We start from the raw sequence: 17258 nt of genomic DNA on the forward strand, positions 1-17258 counted from the left end.
TATTAAAAATCAGCTTTTCGGTGAATAAAGTAGAAAGAAAGGAATACGTAAAAATTAGGTTACGATTGTGTTGAACCCAGATAGCGTTTAATTACAATTGTCTTCATCTGAGGATGTCCTTTCTTGAAGAAAGGCTAATACACCTGTCAAATCATTGGGTTCAAACCAGGTCGTATCGCCGTATTTCTTAAACCAGGTGATCTGTCTTTTGGCATAACGCCGTGAATTCTGCTTAATCTGATCAACAGCAGTTTCTAAACTGATATTGCCATCGAGATAATCGAATAATTCGGCATAGCCAACGGTTAACAATGCAGGCTTATGTCTATAGCTTACTAAACTTTTAACCTCATCCAATAAGCCATCTTCCATCATGATGTCCACACGCTTATTGATGCGATCATATAAGAATTTACGATCGGTGTTAAGTCCAATGGTAATAATCTGAAATGGTCTTTTTGCTTGCCCTTGTTTTAGGAAATAGGAAATAGGTTTACCTGAAGTTTCAAACACCTCCAATGCTCGGATGACACGTTGCGGATTATCTATATCGGCTCGCTCATAATACATAGGATCGACAGCTTTTAAGCGCTCCTTCAAAGGTTCGAGCCCAGAGTTGTGGAATTCCAAATTTAAGCGATTACGCAGCTCCTCAGGTGCCTTAGGCAAATCATCAAGACCCTCACATAAAGCTCGAACAAATAAGCCTGACCCTCCGACTGCGACCACCACATCCGTGCTTTTAAACAATACAGCCAAACGGATTAGAGCCTCTCGTTCAAAATCTCCAGCCGTATAATCTTCCTCAATAGAGTGCGAGTCAATAAAATAATGATTTGCTTGTTCCAGTTCCTCTTTACTGGGCTTGGCTGTACCGATAGCCATCTCCCGATAGAACTGTCGGGAATCTGCAGAAATTATAGACGTATGAAAGTGTTTGGCCAAGGCAATTGCCATAGCAGTCTTACCGACTGCAGTAGGTCCAACAACAACAATTAAAGTCTTTTTCTTTTCTGCTTGATTCATTTTGTATTTAAAAAAATAGATGATAAAATTGCTTTATCATCTATCCTATCTAGTAAGTTAAAGATTTCTTATTAAAATTCCTCATTGGAATTATTATTTCCCTCTCCTCCTTCTTCACCTTCCTCGTCATCAAACATATCGTAATCATCCTCCTCGTCTACACCGTATTCCTCTCCTCCTTCTTCTACATAGTCCTCATCGTCATCTTCTTCTCCTGCAACCGGGAAGTTAGCAGCTGTTATAGCTTTCGGTGCCTCACCAATCTTCTTGAATAATGATGGATACTCTTTTCCTTCCTCTTCTTTTAGGATTTTGATAAGCTCCACATGGAAGTCATAGGGACGATCAAAGTTATAGATGTAATAGAATTTCTGATGCGGATCATCAATGAATTTGCTCAAACGAATATTTTCCATCAATAGAACACCTGCATCTTTTTTGCGAGCGTTTGGTTGAAAGGCTATTTCTGTTCCTTTCTTCCATTGGTCATTACTTACATAAAATGACGATGATTTTTCTAAATCATACCCTGTCGTTTTTTGTATCATTTCATGTAAGTCTAAGAATGTAGCTTTCGAAGGCATATCAACTTCCCTATATACATCCTCATAATCTTCAAATGTTATCCTAAATCTATAAATTGCCATGGTATTAATTCCTTATTTATTGCTAAGATTCGAGCAATAAAGTTACGATTTTTTTAAAAATATTATGCTTCTTTAAGTGGTTCTAAGCCTAAGCTTTTCCCTTTTTCAACCATGAAGGCAAATGCTTCATTTCGAGAGTTTGGAATATCGCCTTCCAATATGGCCTCTCGAATGGCATTCTTTATTTGTCCCACATGTCTGCCAGGTCCAATACCGAAAACCTTCATAATGTCATCTCCATCAATTGGAGGCTGCCAATTACGTATTTGATCTCGCTCTTCAACATCCTTCAGCTTCTGTTTTACCAAATCGAAGTTCTCACGGTATTTCTTTTTCTTGTATTCGTTTTTTGTCGTCACATCGGCATGACACAACATCATAAGTGCATCAATATCATCGCCTGCTTCGAACAACAAGCGTCTTACAGCAGAATCAGTCACGATATCTTGCGCTAGCACAATTGGTCGCAAATGCAATAGAACAAGTTTTTGCACAAACTTCATTTTCTCATTCAGCGGTAATTTGAGTTCGGCAAATAGTTTTGGAACCATCTTCGCCCCGCGATCTTCATGACCATGAAAGGTCCACCCGACCTTTTTATCAAAACGCTTGGTGGCAGGCTTGGCAATATCATGCATGATAGCAGCCCAACGCAGCCAAAGATCCTCTGAAAGCTCAGAAACATTATCTAACACTTCCAAAGTATGGTAGAAATTATCCTTATGACCTTTACCATCCACATATTCTACCCCATAGAGCTGACTCATGGCAGGAAAGATCAGTTCCAACAAACCGGTGTCAAATAGGTACTTAAAACCTATTGATGGTTTTTTGGCTAGAATAATTTTATTTAATTCATCGATTACACGCTCCTTAGAAATGATCTTAATGCGATCTGCTTGTTCAGCAATGGCATTTAAGGCTGCAGCATCGATACGAAAGTTCAATTGAGTTGCAAAGCGAATAGCACGCATCATGCGTAGAGGATCATCGGAAAAAGTAATTCCTGGTTCTAATGGCGTACGTATAAGTTGATTTTTAATATCTTCAACCCCATTGAAAGGATCTACTAAAGCCCCATAATCAGCCTCATTCAAGGAGAATGCCATCGCATTGATGGTGAAGTCACGACGATTTTGATCATCTGCAAGTGTGCCATCTTCTACTATCGGCTTACGGGAATCACGACGATAAGACTCCTTTCGAGCACCAACAAATTCAACCTGAAGACCTTGGTAGTTTAACATGGCTGTACCGAAGGATTTATATAACGCTACTTTCGTATGCAGTTTCTCCCCCAACTTACTAGCAAAATCAATCCCAGATCCTAAGACTAATATATCGATATCATCTTTTAAGGGTCTCCCCATTATTCGATCACGAACAAAACCGCCAATCACATAGCAGGAAACCTCTTCTTCCCTCGCTAATTCTCGGATAATGGAAAATATAGGATGACTTAAATTCTCACTCATAGCAACAAAGTGCAAAAGTAATGAAATTTATAGACAACAGATACGCTGTCTTTGCTTAAAATTAGGAAAATGCTTAGTCTCTATCCTTGCTTAGTCTACGGAAGGCTAAAGGATTCTCCGATAAGACCGCTTGCTCTCGACGACGGTTCACAATATGAACTGCTTCAAAAATAGCCGATAAGAAGGAAGTTTCCGAAGCTATGTTTTTACCAGCAATATCATATCCTGTGCCATGGTCTGGAGAAGTACGCACAACAGGTAATCCAGCAGTGAAATTAACCCCCGTACGAGAAGCAATGTGTTTGAACGGTATTAAGCCTTGATCATGATACATAGCTAGTACAGCATCAAATTTCGTATAGGCATCATCTGCAAATAAACCATCAGCAGGGTAAGGTCCAAAACAAAATATACCCTCCTCATAAGCTTTTTTAATGGCTGGAGCAATGATATCTTGATCCTCCGTTCCTATTAAACCATCATCACCAGCATGTGGATTTAAGCCTAGTACAGCAATCTTTGGTTTTTGAACCCAAAAGTCTGTTTTCAAGCTCTCGTTCATCATTCTAAGCTTCTCCAAAATAGCATCTTCAGTAATAGAAGACGCGATTTCTTTTACAGGGATATGACCAGTTACTACGCCAATCCGAAGATCTTCACTGACCATAAACATTAGCACATCTTTGGCTTCAAAGAAATTCTGCAAATATTCGGTATGACCAGGGAAATTAAAACCTTCTTGTTGGATATTGTGCTTATTGATAGGAGCTGTTACTAGGGCATCAATTACACCAGCTTTCAGATCTTCTGCTGCACGCTGAAGGGAAATAAAAGCATATTTACCACCGATTTCGTTTTGTTCACCTAAGCTAATCTTCACATCCTCTTGCCAACAATTGATCATGTTGGGGCGTTTAGGATTTGCCTGATCAGCAGAATTGATCACATTAAAACTAAAATCATTGACGCCTATGGCTTTCCGATGAAATGAGGCTACCTTGGTATTCCCATAAACAATGGGGGTAAAGAAATCTAGAATTCGGTTATCCATTAAGGACTTAATAATCACCTCTAATCCAATACCATTTATATCACCTACAGAGATTCCAATTTTTAGCTTTTCACTCATCTTTATTGCGCATTTTATAGTCAAAAATAACAAAAAATAGCAACAATAGGCTCAAACTTGCTAAAATGACTCTTATCCTCCCGCATTCGCCCTATCTGTCCGTTTAAAAAATAGTATCTTTGCGTAATTTAAGCTTATGGGATCAGTTCGTGCAAAGAAACATTTAGGCCAGCATTTCCTCAACGACAAAAATGCAGCTCAACGTATAGTAGAAGCCTTAACCCCTTCCTTGGGATTTAAACAAGTCTTAGAAGTAGGTCCAGGAATGGGTGTACTCTCTGACTTTCTATTGCAACATGAAGAATATGAAACCTTCCTAATTGATGTTGATGATGAATCCATCGCCTATCTTGATGAGAAATACCCACAAGTAGGAAAGCGTTTAATTCATGGAGACTTTTTAACACTAGATTTTTCTGCATACTTCCCAGATAAGATGGCAGTTATTGGAAACTTCCCTTATAACATTTCATCGCAGATTCTATTTAAAATTCTAGAGGAACGAAACAAGGTGGTTGAAATGGTTGGTATGTTTCAGAAGGAAGTTGCCGAACGCTGTGTGGCAAAACCAGGAAGTAAAGAATATGGAATTCTCTCTGTTTTCTTACAGGCTTACTATGATGTTTCCTACTTATTTACTGTAAAGGCAGGAGCGTTTAACCCACCACCAAAGGTGTTATCAGGCGTCATGCGCATGGTACGAAATGATCGAGAGTCTTTAGACTGTGATGAAAAATTGTTTTGGCGTATAGTAAAAGCAGCCTTTAACCAACGCAGAAAGACCTTACGTAATGCCTTATCGGGTGTTATTCCCAAGGATCAAATGAGTGATAATCCGCTTTATGAATTACGGGCAGAACGATTATCCGTCGCAGATTTTATTCAGTTAACCAACGAAATAGGAAATAAAGAATAGCATGCATACAGACAGTGAATTTGCGATTATTGGTGGAGGTGTAGCAGGATTAGCCACAGCCATTATGTTAAAAGGACTAAATCGTGAATTTACTTTGTTTGAACGAGTCTCTAATCTCCGTGGGATTGGTGCTGGATTTGGTTTAGCAGCCAATGCCATGCAAGCATTAGAACTTCTTGGTCTTCGAAAGGATGTGGAAGAAATAGGCTATTACCTCGACTCCTTTGCTATTCTCAACCAAGAAGGTGAAATCTTGGTGAACCCAGATACCCAAAACATCAGCAAACGCTATGAACAGCAAAACTTCGCTATTCATCGAGCTGACCTCCACCTCTATTTACTAAGCCAGCTTGCACAAGATCAACTTGTACTAGGAAAATCTGCCCAAAGAATTGAAAAATCCGATGATCAGATTAAAGTATTTTTTGAGGATGGCGCAACACATACATGCAAGTACCTTATAGTTGCCGATGGAATAAAATCTCCAATTAGACAGCAACTCCTGCCCGCATCACAACCACGCTATAGTGGTTACACCTGTTGGCGAGCAACCATCAATAACAGCGATATCAAACTTAAAAAAGGGACTGAAACCTGGGGAAAACATGGTCGATTTGGGATGACTCCACTAAAGAACGACCGAATCTATTGGTATGCTTGTATCAACGGACCAGCTAATTCCACAAAATTCCAAAATTATACCATACAGGACCTTCAGGATAACTTTAAAAACTACCATCACCCGATTCCAGAAATTCTTGCACAGACCAAGCAAGAGCAGGTAATCTGGAATGATATCATAGACCTTAAGCCATTGAAGCAATTCGCTTTTGACAACATCCTACTTATTGGAGATGCGGCTCATGCCTGTACCCCAAATATGGGGCAAGGAGCATGTCAAGCATTAGAAGATGTAGCAGTCCTTCAAGATGAATTAAGAAAGAATAAGTCCGTAGAATTGGCCTTCCAACATCTGGAGAACCGACGATTGGCTAGAACCAAATACATCATAGATACTTCTAGAAGTATTGGATCTATTGCCCAATGGGAGAACCCGATTTTCATTGCCATTCGAAATGGCTTGATGAAGCTCATGCCACCAACCATGGGCAACAAAGCCTTGGAAAAGCTCTTCAAGGAAAATTTTATGACCATAAACAATGAATAACATGCGCATATTAATCGTAGATGACCTACATGAAATCTTATTAGAAAAGTTTCAAAAGGCTGGAGTAGCTTTTGACTATCAACCCGAGATGGATAGAACTGCTGCAGAACAAGTAATTGATCAATATGAAGGCTTATTGATTCGATCCAAGTTTCAGGTAGACCAGGCATTTATTGATTTAGGGAGTAAGTTAAAATTCATCGGTCGTTCAGGAGCAGGCATGGATAATATTGATGAAGCTTATGCTACTGATAAGGGCATCGCCTTATTCAGTGCAAACGAAGGCAATCGAGATGCTGTAGGAGAACACATGATTGGTATGTTGTTAAGTTTGATGAATAATTTAAACCGAGGAGATCAGGAGGTCCGTCATGGTCAATGGCGCAGAGAGGAAAACCGAGGATACGAATTAAAAGGTAAAACTGTAGCCTTGATTGGCTATGGTAATAATGGTCAAGCCATGGCGAAAAAACTCTCCGGTTTTGATGTCCAAGTCATTGCTTACGATAAATATAAAACAGGTTTTTCCGACCTATATGTACGTGAAGTTTCTATGGAAGAAGTTGTTCGACAAGCCGATGTATTGAGTTTCCATATCCCATTAACCCGAGAAACTAAGGGTATGGTTGATGAGGAGTATTTATTCCATTTCCGTAAGCCGATCTTCTTTTTAATGGGTGCTCGCGGGGGGATTGTTCAAGTGCCAGCTGTTCTAAAGTACTTAGACGAAGGAAAGATTCTCGGAGCTGCATTTGATGTATTGCCTATCGAGAAGTTCCCATCATTAGCTGAACAGGAATGGTACCAAAATTTAATTAGTAGGGACAATGTCCTGTTAAGTCCACATGTAGCAGGTTGGACCTTTGAAAGTTATTATAAGTTATCATCGATCCTAGCTGACAAAATAATAGCCTGGTTAAAAAATCCAGAATAATAGCAGCTGTAAGTAAGACAAATAAAAAAGGGACATCATCACGACGTCCCTTAGCAATTATTAATAAAACATTGAAACTACTTTTCTAATCGTAAATCCAACATATACACATATGGTGCAATGGTACTGTAACGGCTCATAGACACCGAACTGAATCGATATGCACTGATGGCCAATCCATCTGCCGTATAGTATTTTAACAAGGATGGTAACAAAGCTCCATTATCCCATTCGTTGAATTTCTCAAATTTATATTGAGTGCCAGTACCCACGGATTGACCGCTTGCTTTTAACAAAGGATCTGCTTTGGTACTAAATGCCTTGGCCGCGATATTATATGCTGCAGCATATACTTTCACCATATTATTATTGATGATGTCATTCGCTTTAGGCTCTACTAAACCACTCACTATTAACTGACCAGAATTAATCTGTATCGATGCGTCAGGGTTATAAGTAACATCAATATTAATGCGGTTATTACCCAAGACAGCCATAGGTGCCGTAGTAACTGTAAATACCGTCCCTGGAATCTTCTCTTTTATAGTAACAGGAATTCTCACACGCTTGCTCTCATCCAATGTCGCATGATCAACATAGGAAAGATAAGCGGCACCCATAAAGTCTTCATAAGAGAAGATATTAAACTGTGCTAATTCCAAAACAACCTCTTCATTTCCATACATCAAAGTTGCCTTTGCTGTGCGACGTTCATTAAGATCCGCAGGAGCGAAATTATTCGCTTTTAAAAGCAATGTATCACCAACGATCTCATAACTCAACCAATCTTGATCAAACTTTACCTCATAATCAATATTACTGATCACATTGATTTTTTTGACACCACCCTTTAAGGAATAATTAAGATTGCTCAATGGGGAATTCACCTCAAACAACAAACCTCTTTGTGTTATTGGAACTACCAATTTCTTACCATCATTAGCAGTGATATGGATTAATGTAGTTCGATTTGTTTTGGAATCGTTTTGCTCCATGCTGACATGAATTACATTTCCCTCAGCTTGGATTTTACACCATTCATCTTCTACCGTAGCAGAAAAATTAGTTGAGGATAACTGAATTGTCCCGGTATTAGCCAATGGACCATTGGCTACCTTCGTTTCTAAAACAGTAAGCTCGGAAGCTACATCATCTTTTTTACAGGAATACAGCACGATACTAAGAATACTTAGCATCAAAATGCCTTTTATTATTTGCTTCATTTGCTAAATTTTATTGTTTAGTAAGCTTCATGTTAATCATGAAATGCACACCTTGTTCATTATTATAGAATTCTTTGTTTGTGCCTACCACTTTATGTAGCGCCAAGTATTTCATTGGGAAACTTCCCAAGATTCCTTGTCTAGTATATTGCGACATGATATTTAAAATAGGTTTTTCACGAGTTCCTTGCATCCACAAGCCTCCCATCACAAAGGTAGTACTGGTCTCAAATGTTGGAATGACATACCCCAATAAGTTTGAATCATAACCTACCGTCATCCATAGATTCCCGGATGAACCGTTAGGAACTTTGCCTAAATTCTGTGGTTTAAACAATAAGTTTCCATTGGAATATTCTAACTGAATCGGTTGAATAAAAGACTTGGAAGTCAAAGTAAAGGTCTTACCAGCCACTTTCTCCGTAATTTTCACCACCTCATTTTTAGAACCAACATTACTTACGTAAGAGAACACATAATCACCAGGGATGTCATTGTATTCCAATTGTACAGCTTGAAGTGCAATTTTAGCATCGTCTTTGGCTGTGAATCTTCTTTCCTCCGGATTGAAAACAAATTCATCATATTCCTTTCCTTCAATGCTTACTGGAGACTGCAAATCAATTCCCTTATCCGAGACAGCATAATAAGTCACTTCTTCTGGTTTATCGGTGTTATACCACTTACTTTGATCTAAATTGACAGCTACCCCATTAGTTGATCCATTCGCTAAAATATCGAAACGCATCATTTTACTTAAAGTCGATTTTAAAGCCTTTACTTCATTAACGTAAGTCTGAAAATCTTTTTCTTCTGCTAAAGGACGCATGATGATCTGATTTGCGAATTTCTTTCCTCGAAGAATGATTTTTTGTGGAGTCACAGAGACCATAATAAACTCAAAGTCTCCTCCTAAACCAGAAGGATTGGAACCTGTTGCTTCAGAGTAGTAATGCAATATTGGATTGTAACTATCAAAACTTAATATAGGACCATTCTCCGAAGTAAATGAATAGGTAGATGAAACTGTTGTCCCGGCATTCACTTTATTAGCGGTCAGTTCAGATGCCAAATCAACCTTACCATCCTTAAATTTCGCCAACATCTTATAACCGCCTTCTGGGCTATTAAAATCTCCGTAATAATAATCTATACTCCAACCATGTGCTGCATTCTGTAAGATCTCATTATAGGCTACAAAAGCTTCATTCATACGTTGGGCTGAAGATTGATCAAAAGTCGCATCTTCAAAACGACTACATGCATTTAGTGTCAATGCGAACACCAGTAATAATGCTATTTTTTGTAATTGCTTCATGTATTCGTTATTAATTAAAGTCCTCAAATTGAAGTTGAGCTACTCGTTCAGAACGACGTAAAACCGTAGCACGTAAATTATCTAATTCAAAACCCCAAGAATTTCGAGCATATTCCCTAATGATCTCTAATTTCTTATTGATTAAAGCTGATCCTGTAGTACCTGCTTCATTTAAAATAGCATTCCACTGCTTATCCGTAGAGGTAATAAATAGCGAATACGTTTCTGCAAAATCCTCATTAGGTTCAACCATCGCATAGTTGGAAACAAATCCTTTCTTTCGCGCATCAGCGATATTAACATATGCCCAATCATCCTTAATGTATTCCGTCTCTGTGATCTTTTGAAAATCAGTGCTGAAATTCTTATTCTGGTGCAGAATATGCGAGAACTCGTGGTGAATAATATGGAAGTAGTTCTCAATTTGCTCTGTCGCATCCAATGAAACAGTATTGATCTCATACATCGTGATCTTAACACCTCCTTCAGCCGTAGCCATTACTTTTGTATTTCCACTTTCAAATGCTGAAGACCCTACGAACATAAATTGCTTTGGAGCATATTTACGTGTAAAATCCACGCCAATTACTTCATCATAAGCTTCCAGCCAAGCATATTTCAGAACCTGAATCATTAATTGTGATTTTTTAATATCCGCAGGCACCAAAACAAATCTTGGATCAGTATTGATATCGTTGTATTTGTATAATACATCGATATTGTATGGATAGGAAACATTCTTCGTTATCCAATGATCAAAATTCGTTAGTGTAGCCGGGTCCGTTGGCTGAAAGATGGAGTTATTTTCATCCACAGCATCATCTTTTCGGCATGAGCCTAAAAAGATTGCCAATACTGCTACGATATAGATTATATTAAATTTTTTCATCTCTTTATAATTGAAATTATCTTGGGTTTGGCGTCATACCTGCACCTATGATTTCTTTAGGAATTTGAAATGCACGACGAGGATCATCTACTTTCATTTCATCCATGATACCCACCTCGTTATTCTGTACCAAACGGCGGTAAATAACCATACCGTAACGTTTGATATCGTTCCAACGCAATCCTTCATGCATGGTCAAGATTCTACGCATATGTAGCACGGCATGTACCATATTCTCTTGATCCGCTGTAAGCGCATAATCAACATTTAAAGCTTTTTTAGGCGTAGGAACATCATGCTTATAATAAGCTGTATTCTTATAGAAATCCAATATTTTTTGCTTTGTGATGTTCTTTTTGATGGTATAATTGCCATAGAAAGTCAACATATCTTTTGCAGCATTGTCTACATCTCCTTTAAGGGCATACGCTTCTGCACGGGTTAACAACGTCTCATCTGCTGTGAAAATAGTCTGAACAGAATGTACATAACCAATCTTGTTGATGATATCGGTAAACTCGAAATAAGCACCAATTTTATAGGAAATCATCTTCTTGATATTGGCATCATAATTCATGGCGCGGAAGTTCAACAAGGCATAATCTTCCCAAGGTCCTGAAGAGTTTGTTGCTTCATTATCAGCAATGTATTTCGTATAGGAATAACGACCACCACCACGGTATGGACCATGACAATATCCCCAACTTGAAACCGCATCTATCAACAAATAATTTGCCTTTTCATCCTTACTGATGTAAGCATTTGGCTTTATAAAGTTGTTAGCACTTAATTTCTGCAAGGCATCCCAATTTCTCAAATCCGCACGTGCATCTGCACCCAATGCTTTCGAAGCAGCTGTAATAGCTTTATCGTACTCCCTATGGTATAGGTAAAAACGTGCTGCAAATGCATTCGCTGCCTTTACGTTGAAGTGGAATTTTGGCTGGCTATAATATGAGTCACTGATCAATGGCAATGCCTCCTCAATATCAGCCTTAATACGTGCATAAGTCTCTTCGACTGTACCACGCTCATGCTTTGTAATCAGATCCTTTTCAATCTTATCGGAATATGGAATTCCCAAATCCGTCTTACTCGTCGTGTTGTTATAGGCATGGCTAAATGTATTGACCAATACAAAATGACTATAAGCACGACACATCAAGGCTTCTCCGCGAACAGCATCCAGATTAACTGGATTACCCAATTTCGCAATAGCCTCTAATGCCGCATTCGCCGTTCCAATAGCTCCATAATGTTTAGACCAAATCTCATATGTGTTGTCATTTGAAGCCTCCGTAATATCTTGCCACAGGAAAGACTGTACATGAAAACGATCGTATGCTGTAAAAGCATCCCCGTTGTAATCCGCATTATCCGATGCCATTTCATTGACCCAATAAACAGATGCTCCAGGATAAGCAGAGATCAATAACTTCTGAATCTTCTCCGGCGTATCCAACTCTGTTCTGGAATCTGGCGGCGTATCCAAGGTCTTGTCACAAGAACCCAAAATAGCCGTTGCAGCTAATGCAATTAATATTTTATTATATGTTTTAATCATGATATTTCTAATTTTATTAAATGCCCACACGTACAGTTAAGGTGTATTGTTTTGGTACTGGCGCAGCAACACCTCCTGAGCGGAAGAATTCTGGATCCTGACCATTCAATTTCTTATCCGCATAAATCAAGAATGGATTCGTAGCCTGTAATTTCACCGATAGATTATTCATTTTTGAACCAATCCAATCTTTAGGGAAATCATATCCTAAGGAAATTTCCTTCATGCGGATAAATCCACCATCAGCTACTCGGAAAGAAGAGAAGTTGTAAGCATTATAGGCAATTTTCATATCTGGATTGTCATCCGCATACCAACGGTTTATAATTGCTGGAATAGATGTAACCCCCTCATCTCCTGGCAGCGTCCAACGGTTACTGAACTCTCTTGGCATAGCACGCATGTCATCATATTTACTCTTGAAAACCTGATCTAGACGAATCACATTCCCAAAAGAATAAGTCATGAAGACATTCAAGCGGAAGTTTTTATAAGTAAAGATATTTCCTAAACTACCCATGGTATGTGGATCTGCTGAACCTTCATACTTCAAGAACTTCAGCTTCTCAATAGCATTCTGCTGAAAGTCGATATCAAAAGTAGTCTCCTCACCATCTTCATTAATGAATATTGGAAGACCTTCACGATCCAATCCAACAAAAGGAATAGAGAAGATGGATCTAACTGGATAGCCTTCTTTCACATAACCTGTACCTTTTACCAAGTCTACTACACTTGATGTCGCATCTAATTTGGTAATATTCGTTTGGTTCCATGCCATGGTAAAGCTGGTATTCCAATTGAACTGCTCGTTCATGATATTTTTCGTGGTCAAGGTAAATTCCACACCTTTAGATTTCATAGCCGCTACGTTACCCCATTTCAAGGATTTACCAGCAACACCATCGGTATAAATTGGACCTATCAAATCAAAATTATCACGCGTGTACCAGTCTGCCACCAAGTTAATGCGGTTGGAAAGAAAACCCATATCAACACCCACGTTCAACTCATGTTTCTTTTCATAAGTCAAGTTATTGTTTGGAAATTCCGTAACCATCAATCCACTTTCCTTCATATCGGAGAATGGACGCCAAGGATTGTAACTATGAATAATCATATTCGCGTTATTCACATAGTCAACTCCCGATTCACCCGTCAAACTATACGATGAACGCATGGTCAAATGAGAAAATACAGGCTTTAAATTATCAAAGAATGCTTCATCATGCGCATTCCAAGATGCCCCCACATTCCAAGTTGGCAACCAACGTGCAGAATTTGCTGAGCCTAATCGGTTACTACCATCATAGCGAACGGTAGCCGACAAATTATATTTGTGCTTGTAAGAGTACGTCGGGTTAGCATAAAAACCTACTTTACGCGATTTGGTATGGTTCAAACCATAATAGTCTGTCCCTTGCTCAATACCTTGCTTGAAGAATTCATAAACATAAAAAGGAATTTCTCCTAATGCATATTGCATTCCCCAACCATTGAAAAACGATCTTTCGCGGTCATAAGAATTGTATTCCCCACCTACGTTCAAGTTTAAAACATGGGTGTTGGCAATGGTTTTAGTATAGGCTCCTGACACTCGGAAATCTTGCCCCATCATACCATAGTCCGTACGACGGTAGATACCGCCTTCTGGTAATACAGAAATCGGTAATGCATACGGATTATTTGGATCTAGGTATAAGAAGCTGTTATTATCGCGAATGGTTGCATCATCCATAGACCGATAAGCCAATGCCTGGTTAGCGTTGTCTAAGATGTTATGTTGTTGCGAGGAATTTTCATATTTAAATGCTCCTAAGGCAGAGAACTCTAAGCCTGGCATAGCGCGCCATCTCAATTCTCCTTGAAATTTCAACCCTGATACGTCGATATCGATATAATTGTTCTCCAACTCATGAAGAATATTAAATGGTGCATAGTTACGCGTATAGAATGTATTCACTTCCAATGCACGCGAAGTATTCATCGCATAGTTGTATGGATTGATATCAAAATTACGCTTCACCTCACCAAATACAGGGTCAGTTTCCTGACTTAAAGTACCGGGAGCACGTTGCTTACGATTCGAAGCATTTGCAATTAAGTTTAAGCTCAAATTAGGGATGATCTTATAACTCATATTGAGGTTGGCCGTATAACGATTGGTCTTACTTTGCTTAGTCCATCCTGGATCGTTCATTGCCGATAAGGAAGCATAATAGGTGGAACGCTCTGTACCATTGGTTAAGCTCAAGGAGTGGTTTTGCATGATGTTGTCATTGAATAACACATCAAACCAATCGGTATTGCGCATTTCCGCTGCTCGTAAATAAGCCAACTTCTGTTCTTCTGTATTCGCTAATCCAAACATTCCTGTTGTAGGATCGTATGTATTCAAAAGCTTATACATATGACCATAAATTCCGGAATTCTGCGCTCGGTAGGTCTCCCCAAAGTTCAACCAGCCTTTGCTTTCCATCTCCTTATATATCCCCATCTGTTCCTGCGAATTCATAATATTGAAGTCACCATAGCTAGGAATCTGACGTGTAGTATACTCACCGGTATAACTTAAACGGCTTACACCTGCCTTACCCTTCTTTGTGGTAACAACGATTACTCCAGCCATAGCGCGTGCACCATAGATAGAAGTTGCTGAACCATCCTTAAGGATTTGGAAACTCTCAATATCGTCAGCATTTAAACCTGCGACTGCAGAACTGATCAAAGTAACTGCATCCCCGGATGATAAATCATCTGCACTCACTTCGGTCACATCTTCCATGATAACCCCATCAACAACCCATAATGGTTTAGAACTACCATAAATGGATGTCGCTCCACGAACCCGAATCTTAGGTGCTGTACCAAATGTTCCCGATACGTTTTGTACTGAAACCCCTGCAACACGGCCTTCTAAGGAACGGCTAATCTCAGGCATACCGTCGATTTTCATATCCTCGGCATTCAATTTAGTGGAAGCACCAGTAAATAATCGCTTATCGGTTTTTGTTACCCCTGTAACTACTACTTCTTCAATCACATCTTCCTTCTTCATCAAAGTCACTCGGATATCCAAGCCTGCTGTTACCTGTTGTCTCTCGTAGCCTACATAGCTGACAATTAACTTAGCATTACCATTTGGAACAGCAATACGGAAATGACCTAAATCATCCGTACTTACGCTAGCAGTTCCTCCCACTAAAGTAACCGATGCTCCAGCGATGGGTTTACCATCCTCCGAAACAACACGCCCTGAAGCTTCTAATTGCTTTTTTTCACTGCTGTTGTTTTGCCTGGGGTTCGCTGCATTGACACGCTTGATGAACACCTGTCTTCCTTCAATGGAATAGGTATTCTGGGTCCCTGCAAGTAAACTGTCGAATATTTCTTTTAAGGTTTTATTATCCGCTTTGACTTGAACCTGTTTGTTCGGATTGTCAATATTGCTGGAATAAAATACCAAAACACCATAGCTCTCTAACTTTTTAAAGGCATCCACTAAACTGGTGTTACTGATATTGACCGTCACCCGTGTTACAGGATTTTCGATCTCTTTTTGCGTAGCAAAGGCTTCGTTCGTGCTGTAGAAAAGAAGCAGCGAACTTAAAACAAGGCTTTTGCAATACCGTTTTGTAAAGGTATAGCTGGCCTTTTCAAATTCTTTCATAAATTTGTTAATCAGAGTTTTTAATAATAAGATGCGCGACAACGCATTTTTTAGGGCAATACAGAAATCGTATTGCCTTTTTTTTGATTAGCTAGGTTAATTACTCGTTTCTTTACATAGGCTTTTGGTATAGTTTATATGTATTGTTTTCTTTTTTCAATTGTATATCCATGGAGAATGCCACTCCACGTAAAACTGCTTGCAGATCTTCTTGAAGATCCAAATAACCCGAACATTTTAAAGTTGAAATTTTCGGCTCATAGGCAATACTCGCCCCATAATACCGCTCCAAATTATGGATAACATCCTGTAGCGGCTGGTCTTTAAAGCGGTAGAACCCATCCTTCCAGGACGTGAAAAATGTCACATCCACTTTCTTGACCTGTTCTACTTGTCCACTTTTAAAATATGCCTGGTCAGGACTTAGCATATATTCTCCTGTTTTACTTTTCATCCGCACACTACCTTCTACCAGCGTCACTTGATGTTTTGCATCCTGCTCATAAGCATGAATATTCAGGCTAGTCCCCAAAACCTGTACATCAAACTCTTTGGTATGGAACACAAAAGGTTTCTTCGGATCTTTAGTCACATCCGCATAAACTTCTCCATTGACGCGGACCTCTCTTTTATTGTCGGAGAAATGACTTGGGAACTGAATCGACGAACCCGCATTCACCCATAGTTTTGTTCCATCGTGAAGTACTAAGGACATTCTTTTTCCTAAGGGAACATGTACCTCATGTTGTATGGCTTCTTCTTTCTTGGAAAGCTCAATGGTTTGGGTATTTAGCTTAACATTCTCTGCATTCGAAAAATCCAACACCGCTTCTTTCCCTGAAATCTGTAGCGTTTGATCGCCGTTCGTTACTAAGCGTATCCCGGTACTATCTTCTGTAGCTGCTAATAATGCCTCTGAATTATCGGAAATCGCAGTACGTTGAAAGTAAAACCATAATGATGCTCCAACTGTTGCCAATACAATGGCAGCAGCATAGCGATAAAGATGTCGGATTTTTGGCCTTGCCACCTGCGCATCTCGAATACGCATAAACAACTCCACTTTGCGTAAGGGATCCATTGGTTTTGGCTCACCCAATAATTTCTGACGTGCGTCAAGAAATGTAGCCTCCGATATTTTACCCTCTGCAAGAAGGTGTTGCCAAAACAAATCACTTTCTGCTGTAGGATCAAGCATGGAGCTGATGAAAAATTCATCACTAAGAAATTCCGTAACGGTCGTATGAAAATGGTAGTTATTTACATTCATAAATTAAAGGTCATTGAAGGCCCGTTAAT

13 protein-coding genes are annotated in these 17258 nt (G+C 39.2%); 3 read left to right on the top strand and 10 right to left on the bottom strand.

Translation table 11 applies throughout. The annotated features are described in order from the left end of the window. Positions 1 to 87 precede the first annotated feature (87 nt). From miaA to pdxA, 4 genes are all read right to left on the bottom strand, one after another. On the bottom strand, positions 88 to 1026 hold the full coding sequence (gene miaA / locus ABD676_RS02750) for a tRNA (adenosine(37)-N6)-dimethylallyltransferase MiaA (RefSeq protein WP_344673139.1): 939 nt from the start codon (positions 1024 to 1026) through the stop codon (positions 88 to 90). A gap of 71 nt (positions 1027 to 1097) precedes the next feature. Beyond that, positions 1098 to 1673 carry an IS1096 element passenger TnpR family protein gene (locus tag ABD676_RS02755; RefSeq protein ID WP_344673140.1) on the bottom strand — a complete coding sequence of 192 codons (576 nt, stop codon included), beginning with the start codon at positions 1671 to 1673 and terminating at the stop codon, positions 1098 to 1100. A gap of 62 nt (positions 1674 to 1735) precedes the next feature. Next, positions 1736 to 3148 carry a CCA tRNA nucleotidyltransferase gene (locus ABD676_RS02760; RefSeq protein WP_344673141.1) on the bottom strand — a complete coding sequence of 471 codons (1413 nt, stop codon included), beginning with the start codon at positions 3146 to 3148 and terminating at the stop codon, positions 1736 to 1738. Positions 3149 to 3221: 73 nt separating this feature from the next. Beyond that, the gene (gene pdxA / locus ABD676_RS02765) at positions 3222 to 4277 is read right to left on the bottom strand and encodes a 4-hydroxythreonine-4-phosphate dehydrogenase PdxA (protein WP_344673142.1); all 1056 of its coding nucleotides are present in this window, start codon (positions 4275 to 4277) and stop codon (positions 3222 to 3224) included. A 136-nt stretch (positions 4278 to 4413) separates the two neighbouring features. Here pdxA and rsmA point away from each other — a divergent pair, with 136 nt between their 5' ends. Genes rsmA through ABD676_RS02780 form a run of 3 tightly spaced genes read left to right on the top strand, consistent with a single transcriptional unit; the run spans position 4414 to position 7295 of the window. Then, positions 4414 to 5193, top strand: a complete 780-nt coding sequence (rsmA, locus tag ABD676_RS02770) for a 16S rRNA (adenine(1518)-N(6)/adenine(1519)-N(6))-dimethyltransferase RsmA (protein WP_344673143.1) — start codon at positions 4414 to 4416, stop codon at positions 5191 to 5193. Between the two features lies 1 nt (position 5194). Then, positions 5195 to 6361: an FAD-dependent monooxygenase gene (locus ABD676_RS02775; protein WP_344673144.1), complete on the top strand. Its 1167-nt coding sequence runs from the start codon at positions 5195 to 5197 to the stop codon at positions 6359 to 6361. Then, positions 6354 to 7295, top strand: coding sequence for an NAD(P)-dependent oxidoreductase (locus ABD676_RS02780; RefSeq protein WP_425565263.1), 942 nt, complete (start codon positions 6354 to 6356; stop codon positions 7293 to 7295). Before ABD676_RS02775 ends, ABD676_RS02780 begins: the two co-directional genes overlap by 8 nt. Before the next feature lie 77 nt (positions 7296 to 7372). On the opposite strand, the gene ABD676_RS02785 is transcribed toward ABD676_RS02780, so the two are convergent. The 6 genes from ABD676_RS02785 to ABD676_RS02810 all read right to left on the bottom strand — a co-directional run bounded on the left by ABD676_RS02785 (position 7373) and on the right by ABD676_RS02810 (position 17229). Then, positions 7373 to 8518: a BACON domain-containing protein gene (locus tag ABD676_RS02785; RefSeq protein ID WP_344673146.1), complete on the bottom strand. Its 1146-nt coding sequence runs from the start codon at positions 8516 to 8518 to the stop codon at positions 7373 to 7375. 10 nt (positions 8519 to 8528) lie between these two features. Next, positions 8529 to 9836 carry a DUF4302 domain-containing protein gene (locus tag ABD676_RS02790; RefSeq protein ID WP_344673147.1) on the bottom strand — a complete coding sequence of 436 codons (1308 nt, stop codon included), beginning with the start codon at positions 9834 to 9836 and terminating at the stop codon, positions 8529 to 8531. 10 nt (positions 9837 to 9846) lie between these two features. Beyond that, complete coding sequence (locus tag ABD676_RS02795) at positions 9847 to 10725, bottom strand: zinc-binding metallopeptidase (RefSeq protein ID WP_344673148.1); 879 nt, start codon at positions 10723 to 10725, stop codon at positions 9847 to 9849. Between the two features lie 16 nt (positions 10726 to 10741). Continuing rightward, a complete protein-coding gene (locus ABD676_RS02800; RefSeq protein ID WP_344673149.1) occupies positions 10742 to 12289 on the bottom strand; it encodes a RagB/SusD family nutrient uptake outer membrane protein in 1548 nt (515 codons plus the stop codon). A 16-nt stretch (positions 12290 to 12305) separates the two neighbouring features. After that, positions 12306 to 15959, bottom strand: a complete 3654-nt coding sequence (locus ABD676_RS02805) for a SusC/RagA family TonB-linked outer membrane protein (protein WP_344673150.1) — start codon at positions 15957 to 15959, stop codon at positions 12306 to 12308. Positions 15960 to 16071: 112 nt separating this feature from the next. Beyond that, a complete protein-coding gene (locus tag ABD676_RS02810) occupies positions 16072 to 17229 on the bottom strand; it encodes a FecR family protein (protein ID WP_344673151.1) in 1158 nt (385 codons plus the stop codon). Between the last annotated feature and the right edge of the window lie 29 nt (positions 17230 to 17258).

The sequence above is a fragment of the Sphingobacterium kyonggiense genome (genome assembly GCF_039536825.1).
GTDB lineage: Bacteria > Bacteroidota > Bacteroidia > Sphingobacteriales > Sphingobacteriaceae > Sphingobacterium > Sphingobacterium kyonggiense.

What these genes read in the sequence shown, in the direction of transcription:
- miaA (WP_344673139.1), bottom strand. Translation starts at nt 1,026, where the DNA reads ATGAATCAAGCAGAAAAGAAAAAGACTTTAATTGTTGTTGTTGGACCT.
- ABD676_RS02755 (WP_344673140.1), bottom strand. Translation starts at nt 1,673, where the DNA reads ATGGCAATTTATAGATTTAGGATAACATTTGAAGATTATGAGGATGTA.
- ABD676_RS02760 (WP_344673141.1), bottom strand. Translation starts at nt 3,148, where the DNA reads ATGAGTGAGAATTTAAGTCATCCTATATTTTCCATTATCCGAGAATTA.
- pdxA (WP_344673142.1), bottom strand. Translation starts at nt 4,277, where the DNA reads ATGAGTGAAAAGCTAAAAATTGGAATCTCTGTAGGTGATATAAATGGT.
- rsmA (WP_344673143.1), top strand. Translation starts at nt 4,414, where the DNA reads ATGGGATCAGTTCGTGCAAAGAAACATTTAGGCCAGCATTTCCTCAAC.
- ABD676_RS02775 (WP_344673144.1), top strand. Translation starts at nt 5,195, where the DNA reads ATGCATACAGACAGTGAATTTGCGATTATTGGTGGAGGTGTAGCAGGA.
- ABD676_RS02780 (WP_425565263.1), top strand. Translation starts at nt 6,354, where the DNA reads ATGAATAACATGCGCATATTAATCGTAGATGACCTACATGAAATCTTA.
- ABD676_RS02785 (WP_344673146.1), bottom strand. Translation starts at nt 8,518, where the DNA reads ATGAAGCAAATAATAAAAGGCATTTTGATGCTAAGTATTCTTAGTATC.
- ABD676_RS02790 (WP_344673147.1), bottom strand. Translation starts at nt 9,836, where the DNA reads ATGAAGCAATTACAAAAAATAGCATTATTACTGGTGTTCGCATTGACA.
- ABD676_RS02795 (WP_344673148.1), bottom strand. Translation starts at nt 10,725, where the DNA reads ATGAAAAAATTTAATATAATCTATATCGTAGCAGTATTGGCAATCTTT.
- ABD676_RS02800 (WP_344673149.1), bottom strand. Translation starts at nt 12,289, where the DNA reads ATGATTAAAACATATAATAAAATATTAATTGCATTAGCTGCAACGGCT.
- ABD676_RS02805 (WP_344673150.1), bottom strand. Translation starts at nt 15,959, where the DNA reads ATGAAAGAATTTGAAAAGGCCAGCTATACCTTTACAAAACGGTATTGC.
- ABD676_RS02810 (WP_344673151.1), bottom strand. Translation starts at nt 17,229, where the DNA reads ATGAATGTAAATAACTACCATTTTCATACGACCGTTACGGAATTTCTT.